This window comes from Acinetobacter sp. ESBL14 (assembly GCF_036668815.1).
Classification (GTDB): Bacteria; Pseudomonadota; Gammaproteobacteria; order Pseudomonadales; family Moraxellaceae; genus Acinetobacter; species Acinetobacter gyllenbergii.
In genome coordinates this window covers 286813-304143 of sequence record NZ_JAZEVS010000003.1, presented here as the reverse complement: position 1 = coordinate 304143, position 17331 = coordinate 286813, and the positions used below count along the sequence as shown (strand labels likewise).

13 protein-coding genes are annotated in these 17331 nt (G+C 42.0%); 6 read left to right on the top strand and 7 right to left on the bottom strand.

Translation table 11 applies throughout. The features are described 5' to 3' along the window. The first annotated feature begins 19 nt into the window (after window positions 1-19). Together glnD and dapC are read left to right on the top strand one after the other, a co-directional pair. On the top strand, window positions 20-2683 hold the full coding sequence (glnD, locus tag V6E90_RS12530; RefSeq protein ID WP_262758238.1) for a [protein-PII] uridylyltransferase: 2664 nt from the start codon (window positions 20-22) through the stop codon (window positions 2681-2683). A gap of 25 nt (window positions 2684-2708) precedes the next feature. After that, window positions 2709-3878 (top strand): succinyldiaminopimelate transaminase, encoded by a 1170-nt coding sequence (gene dapC, locus V6E90_RS12525; RefSeq protein WP_332605505.1) that lies wholly within the window; start codon window positions 2709-2711, stop codon window positions 3876-3878. A 47-nt stretch (window positions 3879-3925) separates the two neighbouring features. On the opposite strand, the gene V6E90_RS12520 is transcribed toward dapC, so the two are convergent. Then, on the bottom strand, window positions 3926-6130 hold the full coding sequence (locus tag V6E90_RS12520) for a TonB-dependent receptor (protein WP_065342799.1): 2205 nt from the start codon (window positions 6128-6130) through the stop codon (window positions 3926-3928). 188 nt (window positions 6131-6318) lie between these two features. Then, complete coding sequence (locus tag V6E90_RS12515; protein WP_332605592.1) at window positions 6319-6936, bottom strand: LysE family translocator; 618 nt, start codon at window positions 6934-6936, stop codon at window positions 6319-6321. A gap of 152 nt (window positions 6937-7088) precedes the next feature. Here V6E90_RS12515 and V6E90_RS12510 point away from each other — a divergent pair, with 152 nt between their 5' ends. From V6E90_RS12510 to V6E90_RS12500, 3 genes are all read left to right on the top strand, one after another. Continuing rightward, window positions 7089-7541, top strand: coding sequence for an Lrp/AsnC family transcriptional regulator (locus tag V6E90_RS12510; protein WP_016543268.1), 453 nt, complete (start codon window positions 7089-7091; stop codon window positions 7539-7541). A gap of 182 nt (window positions 7542-7723) precedes the next feature. Further along, window positions 7724-8914 carry an efflux RND transporter periplasmic adaptor subunit gene (locus V6E90_RS12505; RefSeq protein WP_065342800.1) on the top strand — a complete coding sequence of 397 codons (1191 nt, stop codon included), beginning with the start codon at window positions 7724-7726 and terminating at the stop codon, window positions 8912-8914. 1 nt (window position 8915) lies between these two features. Then, complete coding sequence (locus V6E90_RS12500; protein WP_332605504.1) at window positions 8916-12068, top strand: efflux RND transporter permease subunit; 3153 nt, start codon at window positions 8916-8918, stop codon at window positions 12066-12068. A gap of 43 nt (window positions 12069-12111) precedes the next feature. On the opposite strand, the gene V6E90_RS12495 is transcribed toward V6E90_RS12500, so the two are convergent. The 4 genes from V6E90_RS12495 to msrB all read right to left on the bottom strand — a co-directional run bounded on the left by V6E90_RS12495 (window position 12112) and on the right by msrB (window position 14585). Beyond that, entirely contained in the window at window positions 12112-12735 is a 624-nt protein-coding gene (locus V6E90_RS12495) for a LysE family translocator (RefSeq protein ID WP_332605503.1), read from the bottom strand. 72 nt (window positions 12736-12807) lie between these two features. Further along, a complete protein-coding gene (locus V6E90_RS12490; RefSeq protein WP_407638700.1) occupies window positions 12808-13647 on the bottom strand; it encodes an AraC family transcriptional regulator in 840 nt (279 codons plus the stop codon). Window positions 13648-13680: 33 nt separating this feature from the next. Next, window positions 13681-14169, bottom strand: coding sequence for a glutathione peroxidase (locus V6E90_RS12485; RefSeq protein WP_016543263.1), 489 nt, complete (start codon window positions 14167-14169; stop codon window positions 13681-13683). Next, entirely contained in the window at window positions 14166-14585 is a 420-nt protein-coding gene (msrB, locus tag V6E90_RS12480; RefSeq protein ID WP_016543262.1) for a peptide-methionine (R)-S-oxide reductase MsrB, read from the bottom strand. The genes V6E90_RS12485 and msrB overlap by 4 nt, the downstream gene beginning before the upstream one ends. Window positions 14586-14825: 240 nt before the next feature. Between msrB and V6E90_RS12475 the strand changes: the two genes are divergently transcribed. Further along, window positions 14826-16256, top strand: coding sequence for a pyridoxal phosphate-dependent aminotransferase (locus tag V6E90_RS12475; protein ID WP_065342804.1), 1431 nt, complete (start codon window positions 14826-14828; stop codon window positions 16254-16256). 62 nt (window positions 16257-16318) lie between these two features. Here the strand turns inward: V6E90_RS12475 and V6E90_RS12470 are convergent, their stop codons facing one another. Continuing rightward, window positions 16319-17221: a tetratricopeptide repeat protein gene (locus V6E90_RS12470; protein ID WP_016543260.1), complete on the bottom strand. Its 903-nt coding sequence runs from the start codon at window positions 17219-17221 to the stop codon at window positions 16319-16321. Window positions 17222-17331: the final 110 nt, after the last annotated feature.

The window sequence follows — 17331 nt, the reverse complement described above, 5'->3', positions numbered from 1 at the left end:
TGATAGAAGACTCAGCTTTATGATCAAGACCTCTCCTTTGTTGAACTACGTCACCAGTCTTCATGATATTCAAGCCATTAATCAATGGCGTACGGATGTAGAAAAGCAATTACAGGAGAGTTATGAAAATGGGCAGCCCATTCGTGATGTGATTGGTGCGCGTTCTGATTCGATAGATGAAGCTTTGATCTTCCTTTGGAACCACGCCGGTCTAGATCAAACTGAATTGGGTTTATTTGCAGTCGGTGGTTATGGCCGCCATGAGATGCTGCCTTATTCAGATACTGATATCATGATTTTATCTGAGGATGAAATCAGCGAAGAACAAGAAAAACTGATCTCGACCTTTATTTCCTCTTTATGGGATGTCGGTAATTTCAAACCAGGCATCAGCGTACGTACCATTCAAAACTGTGTCGAACAAGCCATTAATGACTTAACTGTTGCGACCACGTTGATTGAAGCTCGTCTCATTACTGGCAATCAGCAATTAGCCAAATGGCCACGCCGTATTGTTGCACAAACATGGACGGATCAAACTTTCTATGATGCCAAAATGGCTGAACAAGCCAAACGTTATGCGCAACACAACAATACCGAAAGTAATTTAGAGCCGGATATCAAAAATGCCCCAGGTGGTATTCGCGATATCAACCAGATCGGCTGGATTGCCAAACGTCACTTCCGTGTCAATCGTATTTATGATTTGGTGCATTTGGGTTTTATTACTGAGTTTGAATTAGGTGTATTAGAAGAAGCGGAAAGTTTCTTATGGGAAATTCGCACCCATTTACACCGTTTAGCCAAACGCGATGAAAACCGTTTATTATTTGAATATCAACGTGATATAGCAGCAAAATTTGGCTATGTACGTGAAGAAGGCCAACCTGTTAATTTTGCCGTTGAACAGTTTATGAAGCGCTACTATCGTACCGCGCAGCAAGTTTCAACGCTGAATGAAATGCTACTCGCTTATTTCAATGAATCGGTGATTACTCCACGTCTACCTGATTATGAACGTCACATTATCGAGATTAATGAACGTTTTAAAATTGTCGATGGCAAATTGGCTGTTCAACATCACAAAGTATTTTCAGAAGAGCCAATTGCCATCTTAGAATTATTCTACTTATTGGCAAATCGACCTGAAATTACGGGTATTCGTGCCCGTACCTTACGCCTGCTGGTGCTTGCTGCAAAACGGATTGATCAACGCTTCCGTGATAATCCAGAACATCAAGCACTGTTTATGTCGATTATCCGCTCCCCGCATTTATATGACACCATGGTGGCAATGAAGCGTTACGGTGTATTGGGGAATTACATTCCTGCTTTTGGACAGATTACAGGTTTGATGCAATACGACCTCTTCCATATTTACACCGTCGATGCACATACTCTGTTATTACTACGTAATTTAAGTCGCTTTAAAGAACCTGAATTTGCCAAAGAATTTCCTGTGGTTAGTTCGGTGTTCCAGCGTATTGCCCGCCATGACATCGTGTATATGGCCGCGATTTTCCATGATATTGCCAAAGGTCGTGGCGGTGATCACAGTGAACTGGGGGCGCTAGATGCAATTGAATTCTGCCGTACCCATGGATTTACCGAACGTGAGTGCAAACTGGTTGCATGGCTGATTAACAATCACCTCTTGATGTCGCTTACAGCACAGAAAAAAGATATTTCGGACCCTGATGAAGTCAAAGACTTTGCCGAAAAAGTCGGTGATATGGAGCATCTCGATTATCTCTATACGCTGACAGTCGCCGATATTAACGCGACCAATCCGAAACTATGGAATACGTGGCGTGCATCCTTGATGCGTCAGTTATATACCTATGCACGTGATGTGATTCGTTCAGGCTTGGGCCGTCCAGTTGACTATCAAATGCTGATTGAAGATACCAAGTTTGCTGCCAGTGAACTCTTGGTCAATGACTTCTCTCTCGCTGAAGTTGAGAAAGTTTGGCAAGAGCTGGGTGATGAATACTTCGTCAAAGAGTCAGCCAATGAAATTGCTTGGCATACCCAAGCAATTTTACAACACGGCGATAATCCAGAACCATTGGTGTTATTACGGGCGCATCGTAATGCTGCCGATGATGCGGTTCAAATCTTTATCTACACCCGTGATCAACCAAACTTGTTTGCCACCACGGTTGCGGTGCTGGATCGTATGAACCTTGATGTGCAAGATGCACGCATTATCACTGCCTCAACTTCATTCAGCTTAGATACTTATCTGGTCCTTGATCGTTTTGGTACATTGTTGACTGATCCAGATCGCGAACGCAAAGTGAAAGCCGCTTTGGTTGATGCATTGAGCCATTCGGATCAATATCCGGGGATTATGCAACGCCGTATCCCACGCCATTTGCGTCATTTTGATGTGCAAAATACTGTAGATATTGTCCTAAACCCGACGTTACAGCAACACATGGTTGAAATTTCAACCCTCGACCATCCAGGTCTACTGGCGCGTATTGGTGGTTTGTTCATGTTGCAAGGTTTGGATATCCATTCTGCAAGAATTGCCACACTGGGTGAACGTGCAGAAGATATTTTCTTTGTCACTAAGAAAAATGGTGTCTTGCTCAGCGATGAAGAAGTGAAAACTTTTGCGGAAAGCTTAAAAGCCGCTTTAGATGAAGCATCGAATCAAATTTGTAATCCATCTTAAATTTTATTGTTTGGTAACTGTTTAAATGAACTCTAGCTTGTCGTTATTGCATCCCTATCCTTTTGAAAAGTTAAACCAACTTTTTAAAGATGTGCAACCTGCCAATTTACCGTTGATTCCTTTATCAATTGGTGAGCCTAAACATCCTGCGCCAGAGTTCGTCAAACAAGCGATTATTGATAATTTTGCCCATCTATCGACCTACCCAAACAGTAAAGGCCTGCCCGAGCTGCGCCAAAGTATCGCACAATGGCTCAGCAATCGCTTCAAGTTGAATCATATTAGTGCAGAAGATCATATCCTGCCTGTTTCTGGTACACGTGAAGGCATTTTCTCTTTTGTACAAGCTTTGATTAAGCGTGAAGATGCACCCTATGTGGTGATGCCAAATCCGTTTTATCAGATTTATGAAGGTGCAGCCCTACTTGCAGGTGCAAAACCCTATTTTATTAACTGTACTGAAGTAAATGGTTACCTAGGTGACTTTGATGCTGTCCCTGCGGAAGTCTGGGAAAAAACAGCCTTACTGTTTGTGTGCACGCCAGGCAACCCGACAGGAACGGTCCTGTCAAAAGAACAGTTTAAAAAGCTGATCGCATTGTCTGACCAATATGGTTTCGTGATTGCATCGGATGAATGTTATTCGGAACTTTGGTTTGATCAAGCGCCGATCGGACTTTTAGAAGTTTGTGCCGAAATGGGCCGTGATGATTATAAGAATTGTATCGTGTTCCATTCCCTGTCTAAACGTTCAAACTTACCAGGCATGCGTTCTGGTTTTGTTGCAGGTGATGCGGCTTTATTAAAACCATATCTGCAATATCGCACCTATCACGGCGCTGCAATGCCAGTACAAAATCAGTTGGCTTCAATTGCGGCATGGAATGACGAAGCACATGTTGAAGAAAACCGTCAGCAATATCGTGCCAAGTTTGATTTATTCCAGTCTGAACTCGGTCATTTATTGCCTTTACAAAAACCAGATGCGGGCTTCTATTACTGGTTAAAAGTCGATAACGATGAAACTTTTGCCAAAATGTTGATGGAAAAAGCGCACATCAAGGTTTTACCAGGCCGTTATCTGTCTCGTGACACAGAACAAGGTAATCCAGGCGAAGGTCATGTCAGAATGGCACTGGTTGCAGATTTGGCACAGTGTGAAGAAGTGGTCAAACGACTGAAAGCAATTCTATAAATAAAAAAAATCCCCGAATATTCGGGGATTTTTTTTAAATCAATACATTAGAAATCAAAGCTTGCACTGAGCATAAAGGTACGCGGTAGACCTGCTACAACATAACCATTATTGGTATTTGAAGTGCTATTGATATTGTCAGATAAGCCAACAGAAGACCAATAATCTTTATTGAAGACATTATTCACGTTAAAGTTGAAAGTGGTTGGTGTTTGTCCAAGCTGGGTTTTATAGTTCGCACCGATATCCAGCGTAGTCCAGTCATTCACTTTTAACTTATTGTCCAGACTTGCATAAGTCGAGCCTGTATAAGTCAATTGTGCATTTAAGGAGATATCTTGCGGAACTGGCAACGCCCATTCAGCACCTAAATTGGCTTGGAACTTTGGCACGCCAACTTCATTATTGTCATCATATAAGGCAGATCCTGTATTCTTTTGCTTGGCATGTAGCCACGACGCACCGCCCAATACCGTAATTGAATCAGTCAGCTTGCCATAGGTATTTAGCTCGACACCACGATGAACATATTCACCAGCATCACTAAATACCCCATCTTGCAAGACACCACGCTGCTTATTAATGTCAAATAAACTGATACTCGCACCTAAACGATCATTTTCGTATTTAGCACCAATTTCTTTTTGCTTGGCAACAAAAGGTTTAAGAGTGGTAGTGACATCCACTGTAGTATTACTTAACCCTTTCGCCAATGATTCGATATAGTTTGCATACACAGAAAATTCTGGCGTCAGTTTATAAGTCACACCTAAAGCAGGCGTCCATTTCGCCTCATTATATGCTGGATTGATTTTACTTCCATCGGTCTGATAGTTATAAGTTTCCTGCATAATCTTTTGATAGCGCGCGCCAAGCATCACGATCAACTTATCATCAAGCGCAGAAATATTATCCCCAATCGCGATACTTCTTAGACGGGTACGTGTACCAAGCTTAGGATCATTGACACGCTCTGGATTACCAATCGTCAATTCAGGTGCATTGCTATAATCTGGATGCAGAATATTAGTGGTGTTACTTCCGCTCATGGCCCAGCCATTACGGGTATTTTGCTGGAATGCAGAGCCTGATAACACTAGATTATGCTGGATAGAACCTGTCTGTAACTTACCGCGAACACCAATTTCACCAGTATTCACCATATCGACCCGACCATTGTCAAAGCGTGAATATTTCGCATCACCATTAGAGACATTGGTTAAAGTCGGATTTGCCAGACTATTTTGCTCTTCACCATGACGGAAACCATAAGCTGCATAAGCGGTTACAGCATCAGTTAAATCATATTCTGCACGGTAACTACCAAACACGTCCTCTTCATTAGAATAGGTCCATTTTTGTGCATAGTTACGACTCGCCTTTATTGCAGCAGGTACTTCAGTCAAACCTGCAAGAGAAATATTAGGTCGTGTTGCATCTAAACGGTTATTGCTGTACCCCATATCACCAGACAAACGCAAACGATCGCCACGGTAATCTAATCCAATAGAAGCTAAACCTAATGAATTTTTCTCATTATCAACGCTGGTATTGCCACCATGATAAGCGGTGTTTACACGTACACCAAACTCTTGGTTTTCGCCAAAGCGACGAGACATATCACTGGCAATTTGGCCACCGTTAAAATCTGTACCAACCGTAACACGATTTAATGGTTCATTACCTGCACGTTTTGGCAATAGATTAATTGCCCCACCAATTCCGCCATTGCCCGGCATCGCACCATTTAAGAAAGATGAAGCACCTTTAAGCACTTCGACACGTTCAAATAACTCTGTTGGAATATATTGGCGTGGTAGAATGGAATACAGCCCATTATAAGCCGTATCATCTGACCCTAAATTAAAACCTCGGATGTAATAAGATTCCTGAAAGTTTCCGAAACCACGCCCAACACGAACGCTTGGATCAGCCTTTAATACATCGCCTACACTTTTAGCTTGCTTGGACTGAATATATTCATTGGTATAACTGGTTAAGTTGAATGGTGTATCCAGGTTCTTCTGATTACCAAAGATCCCGACCCGACCACCACTGGCAACTTGTCCACCTGCAAAAGGATCCATTAAACCATCTGCTGATGCATCCGCACTGGCAGTAATACGAATTGTATTTAATGTCACGGTTGCATCCGCTGCTTGCCCCTGTTGCACTTCATCTGCAAAAACAGCTGTTGTCCCCATTGAAGCACATGCCATCATCAGTACTAATGGTTTAAGTTGTCTACCCATGATCTTTATCAGCCGACTTAAAAAATCGCATAATAAATGAGAATTGATACGTTTTACACTATTTTTTACCAATATGTGCCACTGTGTAATTTTATGATTTTTATAACTCAAACAGCATTAAAATTAAGATCCTGAATTCAATAATGATAAACTTAAAGCTTTATAAATAGGCAGAATAGATGTTTATTTTAAATTTGCCCAATAAATAAGATCACAGCAATGAGCATCATTAGCCCACCCGAAATTCGACTAACAACTTTTACAGCACGCGGTCTGCTTCTAAGCAATTTCTTGGCTGCGATTCCTACAAACATATACACCACAGCACAACTAATTAAGTGAATGAGCCCCAGTAAAATAATTTGTGCCGTTGGTGAAAATGCCATTTTCGGATGAATAAACGGTGGCAATAAGGCAAAAAATAATAGTAAGACTTTAGGATTTAAGCCACTAATCCCCACCCCTTTAATCAGCCATGAACCTGCTGATTCAAGCGATTGCGTGGCATCGGTCTCAGTTGAAATGGTCGCTGGATGTATAAATAGACTGATGCCCATCCATAACAAATAACAGGCTCCCATGATCGTCATTGCAGTGAGTAAAATCGGATAATGTTGCACCAAAGCGCCCACACCTGCTGCAACACATAAGATCGCCATGAGATGCCCAAACACTAAACCAGTGACGGCATTTAGAATAAATTTACCTTTGATACCTGCAAGAATGACATAAGCCCAATCGGCGCCAGGCGTTAATACGAATAAGATCGAAATGCACCAAAAAGCAAAAATCACACTAAGTTCCATAAGCAAAGCCCTTCCCACATCGACAATACGACCTTTGATCGTTTTCTTTTTCACCATTTGGTGAAGATTGTTGAGAAAGGATATGCTTTAATGGTGAAAATGTTATTCCAAATACTTCTATATCTTCAAAGCCCGAAGGGAGATTCTTCTAAATGGATCGCATTGATAAGAAAATTATTGCTGAACTACAAGCAAATGGGCGATTATCTATCACGGAACTGGCGGAAAGAATCGGTTTAAGTCTGTCACCATGCCATCGTCGTGTAAAAGCATTGGAAGAAAGTGGTGTGATTAAAGGCTATCATGCCGATCTAGAGGCTTCAAAAATCGGCCTTAATTTCTCAGCGATCATCTTTGTCACCTTAAAAGATGGAGATAAAAAGGCCCTGTCTGCCTTTGAAGAAAAAGTCATTGAAATTGCCAATGTCATTCAGGCGCAACGTTTATTTGGAAATCCAGATTATTTACTGCATGTTGTGGCTAAAGACTTGGCCAGTTTCCAAAAACTCTATGATGACAGCCTGTCTGCCTTACCCAATGTCCAGCGTTTGACCTCAACCATTGTTATGAAAAACGTGGTCTCCAATCGTTTACTGCCACTCTAAAGCAGCAGTTCGCCTTTATGACAGCATAAGAGAGTAGAATTGAAGCGTTTCACACTTTTATTCTACTGAACAGCAATATAGATAAGTGACCTTATTAATTTTTTTATCTGTCTATGGGCGATTGACCAACTGTTGAAATCTTCGTCTATACTTAGCCATCAAAACTTGATGACTATGGAAAGATGACTTCACAAACTCCCAAGAAAATAAAGAAAAAGGGTTGGCTCATTTTAGCAATCATTGCTGTATTTTTAATTGCTGCAATCGGGATTTGGCGGATTGGAACTGCTCCAAAATCAACGGTGACTGAAAAGCAAAAAAATACCAATCCAACTGCACAGAAAGCAGCCCTCACCGTGACCGTGGTTTCGCCGCAACAACAAAACTGGCAACAAACCTTTACTGCCAATGGCAACATTGCGGCATGGCAAGAAGTGGTGATTGGCAGCGAACTCTCAGGCCAGCGCCTCACCCGGGTCAATGTCAATGTCGGCGATGAAGTTCGACGTGGTCAAGTCTTGGCTGAAATTAATAGTGAAACTATCCGTGCAGATTTGGCAGCAGCCAAAGCCAGTTATGCCGAAGCACAAGCTGTCCTAGCTGATGCGATCACCAACAATAAACGTATCCAGCAATTAAAAAACACAGGCGCAATTTCAGCGCAAGAGTCTACTCAGTATCAAACCTCTCAAGCCACTGCTCAAGCACGGCTTGATGCAGCCAAAGCACAAATCGAAAGTAATCAATTACGCTTAGCACAGACTCAAGTGGTTTCACCAGACAATGGCGTAATTTCAGCCCGCACAGCCACAGTCGGTTCTCTTGCACAAACTGGTCAAGAACTGTTCCGTTTGATTCGGGATCATCGTCTGGAATGGCGCGCGGAAGTCACCACATCAGATTTGTATAAGCTCAAACAAGGCATGACCGCACATATTGTTTCACCTGACCCTGCGCAACCTGCAGTGACAGGTAAAGTCAGAATGATTGCTCCTGTGATTGACCCACAAACTCGTTATGGCTTGGTTTATGTGGATATTCCAACCACACAGGCTGTGCGTATGGGCATGTTTGTTAAAGGTGAATTTGATTTAGGTCAGAAACTTGCATTGACAGTTCCACAAACAGCTCTACTGTTGCGTGATGGTTTTTCCTATGTCTTTATTGTTAATGACAAGAATCGTGTCACTCAACAGAAAGTCACTGTTGGTCGCCGTTTAGGAGATCGTGTTGAACTGTTAGATTTAGCTGCAAACGTGAAAGTGGTTTCCTCGGGTACAGGTTTCTTGGCAGATGGTGATCTGGTCACGATTGCCAAAGAAATTCCTGAAACACCACTGAGCAAACAGCTCGTAACTACACAGGAGAAATAGCATGAATTTCTCCGCTTGGTCGATCCGCAATCCTATTCCCGGCATCCTGTTATTTATTATGCTGGGTTTGGCAGGATTGCTGTGTTTTAAATGGATGAAGATCCAGCAGTTCCCCGACATTGAGCTCCCCATGGTGACGGTAACTGCGGCCCTACCTGGTGCTGCACCACCGCAACTTGAAACCGAAGTCGCACGTAAGATTGAAAACTCAATCGCAACCTTGCAAGGTTTAAGGAATCAGTACACCAACATTCAAGATGGCGTGGTGACCGTTACTGCGGAATTTCAACTGGAAAAACCATTACAAGAAGCAGTTGATGATGTACGTAATGCCGTGTCACAAGTGCGTTCTGACCTCCCTGCCGATCTACGAGATCCAATTGTTAGTAAAATCAATCTTTCTGGTTCCCCGATTCTGACCTACACCATCCAATCACCAAAGATGGATGAAGAAGCACTGTCATGGTTTGTGGACTATGATATTGCCCGTGCCATGTTACAAGTCAAAGGTGTTGGCGCTGTCGCTCGTGTTGGTGGTGTCACGCGTCAAGTTGAAGTCGAACTTGATCCTGAAAAGCTGCTGGCACTAAATGCAACTGCAACCGACATTACCCGTCAACTACGTTTGATTCAGCAAGATGCCTCAGGTGGTCAAACCAAAATCGGTGGCAGTGAACAATCCATCCGTACCATTGCGACAGTTAAAACCGCTGATGAAATTGGTGCAATGGATATTGCCCTCAGCGATGGCCGACATATTCGTTTGGATCAGGTTGCAACTGTTCGTGATGGTATGGCTGAACGACGTTCCGCAGCACTCTTAAATGGCCAACCAGTGATTGGCTTTGAAATCACGCGTAGTAAGGGTGCCAGTGAAGTCGATGTTGAAAAAGGGGTTGTTGTTGCTCTAGATAAACTCAAAGCGGCACATCCCGATATCAAAATTACTGAAGCATTTAACTTTGTAAAACCTGTTCAGGATAACTACGAAGGTTCAATGTCACTGCTGTACGAGGGTGCAATCTTAGCGATCTTGGTGGTCTGGTTATTCTTACGTGACTGGCGTGCCACTATCATTGCTGCAACTGCACTGCCATTATCGATTTTACCTGCTTTAATTGGCATGTATTTTTTTGGCTTTACCCTCAATACAGTCACTCTCTTAGCCATGTCACTGGTGGTGGGGATTCTGGTTGATGATGCCATTGTTGAGATTGAAAATATCATCCGGCATTTACGTATGGGGAAAACACCTTACGAAGCAGCCATGGAAGCAGCCGATGAAATTGGTCTGGCCGTAATTGCCACCACTTTCACATTAATTGCGGTATTCCTACCCACGGCTTTTATGAGTGGTATTGCAGGTAAATTCTTTGTTCAATTTGGTTGGACAGCAGCATTGGCAATTTTTGCTTCACTACTTGTTGCGCGTTTACTCACCCCGATGATGTCCGCCTATCTCCTAAAACCTTGGATAGGCAAAGTCGAACCACAGGATGAATCTACATCAGCCCAAGTCATAAGCGACCAAGGCAGCAGCAGTCTTGCCAAAGACCGCGCCAAAGATGGCAAAGTCATGCGTGGCTATATGCGATTGGTGACATGGTGCCTCAATCATCGTTGGTTCACTTTAAGTGGTGCAATTGCCTTCTTCGTCTGTTCAGTTTTACTGATTCCATTGTTGCCAACAGGTTTTGTTCCTCCACCCGATACAGGACAAACGCAGGTTCGTTTGGAGCTTACCCCAGGTTCACAGTTTGGAGACACACTCAACACTGCTGAATATGCACGTACACTGATTAAAGATCATCCCGAGATTAAAAGCATCTATACCACCATTGGTGGTGGTGCTGCGGGAACAGATCCTTTTGCCGGTGGTGCATCCAGTGAGCCACGTAAAGCGACCCTCACCATTCAAACCACGGAACGTTCTGATCGTAGTGCCAGCTTACAAGACATTGAGGAGCAACTACGCCAACGTCTTGCCCCAGTTCCAGGTGCACGCATTCAAGTCGGTTTAGCGGGTAATAATAGTCAATACCAACTGGCTTTATCAGGTGATGATCCAGAAGCATTAATGGCAACTGCCCGTAGCCTTGAACGTGAATTACGTACCATTCCAAATGTAGGCAGTATCACCTCCAGTGCGGCTTTGATTCGTCCCGAATTAGTAATTCGTCCAGACTTTGCCAAAGCAGCTGATTTAGGTGTAACCACCTATGATATTGCGGAAACTTTACGCATTGCGACTGCGGGTGACTTCGATCAAAACTTGGCAAAACTCAATCTGTCTCAACGCCAAGTACCTGTAGTGATTAAACTGCCATTGGCTGCCCGTCAAGATCAGGAACTCATGAAACGCCTGATGGTGAAAGGTAATCGAGGTCCTGTAATGTTAGGTACCATTGCGGATGTTAATATTGAGAGTGGTCCATCACAAATTGACCGCTTCAACCGTTTGCGGAATATTAATTTTAATATTGAGCTGAATAATCAACCTTTAGGGGATATTGCTGCCAAAGTCGATCAACTACCAACTATGAAGAATCTCCCCCCTACAGTAAAGCGTACCAATATTGGTGATGCTGAGGTGATGCAGGAACTGTTCTCTAGTTTTGGTTTAGCGATGCTGACAGGCGTTTTATGTATCTACGTCGTATTGGTATTGTTATTTAAAGACTTCTTGCAGCCAATTACCATTCTGGTGGCCTTACCTCTATCACTGGGTGGTGCATTCGTGATGCTGCTGTTAGCCAAAAGTAGTTTCTCGATGCCAAGTTTAATTGGTCTGATTATGCTGATGGGGATTGCCAGTAAAAACTCGATTCTACTGGTCGATTACGCAATTATCGCAAGGAATGAAAAGCATTATTCGCGATTCAATGCCCTACTTGATGCCTGCCATAAACGGGCACGCCCGATTATCATGACCACATTGGCGATGGGTGCTGGGATGCTGCCAATTGCACTCGGCATTGGGACTGATCCAAGCTTTCGTGCACCAATGGCAATCTCGGTGATTGGTGGGTTGATTACCAGTACCTTCTTATCGTTATTGGTGATTCCTGTGGTCTATACCTTTATCGATGATATTAATCGTAAGATTCGCAGCTTTAGAAAAACTGAAGCCCAAACGGTTAAGCCCACACACTAAGCTTAAATAAAAAAGACGGTCATTTGACCGTCTTTTTATATGTTTAGTACATGAGCAGTATCAGCATAAACAACAAAAAACTGATTCCTGCTAAATAATATAAATGGCGCAGATGCCGATTCAACCACGACATATAAATACTTGAACCGATCAATTGAACAATAGCAACATTCCAGATCAACACTAACCCCACCATCCAAAAACCAACCAAAACATTTTGAACAAAATCATATTGAGGATAAATCAAGATTACCAATACCGTATAAAACATCAAATTTTTCGGGTTTAACAAACTTGAAAGTAGGCCTGATAGAAAAGCCTTCAACTCAGCATACTTTTGCGGTTGATCAACACGTTGTTCAGCAAGTTGATTAACCCTCTGTGCTGATTGAGCCAAACGAAAACATTGAAAAGCCAAATAAGCAAAATAAAGCACACCCAACCATTTCATAAGGATGAATAACGCTGTATTCACCTGCCCGATGATAAATAAACTCAAATAAATGCTGATCAGTATGATGGCATTCCCCAGCGCAATGCCTGCACAGGTAAATCTCGCAGCCTTTTTCTGACTCTGCATCAAGGTTTTCAAAATTAGAAAGAAATCTGCGCCGGGAGTCAGTAACGCAATAAAATGCGTAATCGCAATGCTCAGAAATAGCTCCATAACTACTCTCCAAATGAATCGGAGTCAGCTTAGAAAAGTGCGGTGCGTTGTTCTTGTATAAAATTGCGTGGACTAAGATTTTTTATAATATTGTTTAGGGGTTATGCCAGTATGTTGTTTAAAAACGCGATGAAAATGACTTTGATCAGTAAAATCCAGTTCGTATGCCAATTGCGCTAAATCACAACCTTTTCTCAAGCGTTGACGGGCTTGATTGACCTTATCATTCAATTGATAGGCATGCGGTGTTAAGCCAAAATAATGTTTAAATAAACGAATTAATGCATAACGGCTGAGTTGCATCTTTTCAGCAAGCTGTTGCAGTGACAGTCCCTCAATATTGTCCTCGAGACATTCCAGTAAATTAGGTAAATACTGTTGAAAATAGCGAGGAGGTTCAATTGTCTCCCAGTTAAAATAAGGGAGTAATATATGGGTTAAGACCTGAATTAAATGATGTTCTTTTTCTAATAGTGAAATTTGTGGATTAAAAAAAACTGCATTTAAGCTCGAAAATGCCTGATAAACACTCAGCTCATTTATAACACTGGGTTTTAATTGAGGTAAATACGGCGCATCAAAATCAACGTTTAGATCCGTATGATGTTGCAGTTCCTCTATCAATGCAGTCAACCATGCCGCATCCAAATGCATCATCTGGTAGCTCCATGCCTGATTTGGCAAAGGATTACAGGAGTGTTCTACATGAGCTGGAATAACAACAATACTACCAGCCTGAATCAGTTGGTCTTGGGCAAAAAAACTTGAAAAATGACTTTGTCCCGCATCTACTGCGCCAATCGAAAAGGTCGGATGGCTATGTGATTTATAGCAGATTCGACTTTGACATGCCCTACGCGTTTCCACATAAGGCATGTCTGGATCACTCCAGAATTCAACAGTTGAGTCCAAAAGAATTCAAACCTCAACCAAAACTTTGCTCATTTATTTCTTCGCTAATGCTTTTTCAATATCAGCTTCTAGGGCATCTGGCTTGGTAGTAGGTGCATAACGCTCTAAAACCTCACCATTACGCCCCACCAAAAACTTGGTAAAATTCCATTTGATATTACGACTCCCCAAAAGCCCCTTCGCTTCACGCGTTAAATAACGGAAAATCACATGTGCTTCAGGTCCTTTCACATCCACCTTGGCAAACATGGGAAAACTGACGCCATAATTGCGCTGACAAAATGCCCCGATTTCCTTATTGGTGCCTGGGTCTTGTCCTCCAAATTGATTACATGGAAATCCTAAAACCTCTAAGCCTTGAGCATTATATTTTTCATAAAGTTTCTCAAGTCCCGCAAACTGCGGAGTAAAACCACACTTGCTGGCAGTATTTACAATCAGCATGACCTTGCCTTTATAATCAGCGAGCGCTTTTGTTTCTCCCTCTAACAATTCAGCTTCAAACTGATAAATGTTACTCATGGATACGTTTCCTCGTCGTTCTTTTCTTCTGTTTTAAGTTGTAATGATGCCGAATTCACGCAATAACGCAGTCCTGTCGGCTGTGGACCATCCTCAAACACATGGCCCAAATGTGCATCGCAATCATGGCAGACAATTTCTGTTCTGACCATACCGTGTGATACATCTTCATGTTCTTCGATTGCAACACTATCAATAGGTTTAAAAAAGCTCGGCCAACCACAACCACTATCATATTTTGTTTCTGAAGAAAATAATTCCGCACCGCAACAACGGCAAACATAAGTACCATGTTGTTTATTGTTCCAATATTGCCCAGTAAATGCGGGTTCTGTGCCCTTTTGACGAGTGATGCGATATTCTTCAGGTGATAATTCTCTTTGCCATTCTCGGTCCGTTTTATTCACTTTTCCCATAACCTGCACCTTTTATTCTGATGTTAGAACTATCTTAATGATCAGGTTTTATATTTACGCCATTCAAAAAAAAAACTCTAGTCTCAGATCGTATAATTTAGTGAAATTTAAACACTTTAATTATTGATAGCAAAAAGAAAGCAAATTAAAAATCAAAAGTAAGCAACTTTTAACAATATTGTCTTCTTCGTGAGCAAATATAGTGTTATGCTTATTTCGCACGGTGATATAGGACAAACAATGTCTCAGAAAAAAAGTGTGGTTTTTCAAAACCTCTTACCAACGATCAGACAATATCAACAATCAGGTTTTACTCATGAAAAAATTGTTGAATTGTTGAGAGATCAACACGATCTGAATTTGGTAAGTGTAGAAACCTTTAAAAGTTATTTATACCGATATGCAAAAGTGAATCCAGCTATGTCAAAAAATACTGTTGTTTCCCAGTCTAATCAATCAAGCCGAGAAATTAAAAAATCATCTAAGCTTGAGCATGTTTGTTATGACATTCGTGGACCAGTATTACGCGCCGCCAATGAAATGGAGGAGCAAGGACATAAGATCATCAAGCTAAATATCGGCAACCCTGCACCTTTTGGTTTTGAAGCCCCTCAAGAAATTATTAACGATGTTGCATTAAACCTTCCAAATGCAATTGGCTATACCGATTCAAAAGGGATTTTCCCTGCACGTAAAGCCATCTGCCAGTATTACCAGCAGAAAGGTATCTTTGATATGCATGTCAATGATGTGTATGTCGGAAATGGTGTTTCTGAACTGATTGTGATGGCGATGCAAGGTCTGCTTGATGACGGCGATGAAATGCTGGTACCTATGCCCGACTATCCACTATGGACAGCGGCAGTGAATCTTTCAGGTGGAACTGCAGTTCACTATAAATGTGATTCTGAAAATTATTGGTATCCAGACATTGCGGATATGGAAAGCAAAATCACACCAAATACGCGTGGTATTGTAATTATCAATCCGAACAACCCAACAGGTTCCGTCTATCCACGCCATGTGTTGGAGCAAATTGTTGCCCTAGCGAAAAAACATGACCTGATTTTATTTGCCGATGAAATTTACGACAAAATCGTTTATGACGGCATTGAGCATGTGGCAGTTGCAGCTTTGGCTGGCGATCAACTGTGTATTTCATTCAATGGTTTGTCAAAAGCCTACCGTATTGCAGGTTATCGCGCGGGTTGGATGGCAATCACAGGCAACAAAGCACGTGCGGCTGACTATATCGAAGGCTTAGACATGTTGGCTTCCATGCGTCTATGTGCCAATCACCAAGCACAATATGCGATCCAAACTGCGCTCGGCGGTTATCAGTCGATTAATGATTTGATTCGCCCAGGCGGTCGCTTATACGAACAACGCAATATTGCATGGGAAATGCTGAATGAAATCCCAGGTCTGAGCTGTGTTAAACCTGATGGTGCGATGTACTGCTTCCCTAAACTTGATCCAACAGTTTATCCAATTGAAGATGATGAAAAACTGATGCTGGATCTTTTAAAGGCCGAAAAAGTGCTGCTGGTTCAAGGTACTGGCTTTAACTGGCCAACACCGGATCACTTCCGCGTGGTGTTCTTACCTGCCGAAAATGAACTGCGTGAAGCTATTAATCGCTTAGGCCGTTTCTTGGCAAAAATGCGCTAAATTTAAGTTATGAGGTATCTTTTGCGGAGATACCTCATTTTCATATTCACCATCAAAGCATATTAATCGTCAGCTGATTGAAGGGTATCCCATAAATCTTCGTATTCTTTGGCTTTCTTTAAGTTTTTGGTCAAACCAAACCCGCCTTTTTCATACAAACGAGATAGAGACAGCAAGGCATCCATTTCATCTTGTGAAAAAGCCAGCTCATAAAATTCAACCGCTTTTTTATAATTCTTCGCGACGCCTTTGCCTTCTTCATACATGTACGCCATATTATAAGAACCTAAAGCCTCTTCCGCTTTGGATGCCAAACTAAATAAGCGCATCGCTTCTTTATAGTCCTGCTTAATCACGCTATTCCCTTCTAAGTAGAAAATACCGAGATTATTGATCGCCCCAGCTTCATCTTGCTTAGCTGCCAATTGATAATAATGCACCGCCTTATTCAAGTCCTGAGCAACACCTTTCTCTTCATCTCCCTCTTTATAAAGATGACCGAGCTCAACTTGTGCCAAATCCAGCCCCGCATCAGCAGACTTGGTCATCCACTCTAAACCCTTCTTGGTATTGGCTTTAACACCTTCATCTCCATTCAGATACATATAACCGAGATAATACTGTGCTCTCAACTGCCCTTTCTGCGCTGCTTGGGTATACCATTTTAAAGCGGTTGGGTTGTCTTCTTCAGTGCCTTCACCATAGTTATACATATAGCCGACAGAGAAAATTGCATCGGCATTACCCTTTGCTGCAGACTTCTTAAACCACTCCAATGCTTTACCAAAATCCTGTTCGACTTCAATGCCATAATAATAAGCATCACCTAAGTTATTCTGAGCAATCGCATCACCATTTTTAGCTTGTTGTACCAATTCTGGGCTATACGGCACATCATCTGCATGGCTTATGCTAAATAAACTGCTGGTTAATAATATTGAAAGTACGATATTTTTTAATTTCATTATTTGGCTCACATTGCTACATTTTTATGCGGTTATATTCTAACGGCAAAACACTTTATGTAAACCAATATTTATATTTACATAAAAATCAAAAACTAATTTTTAATATT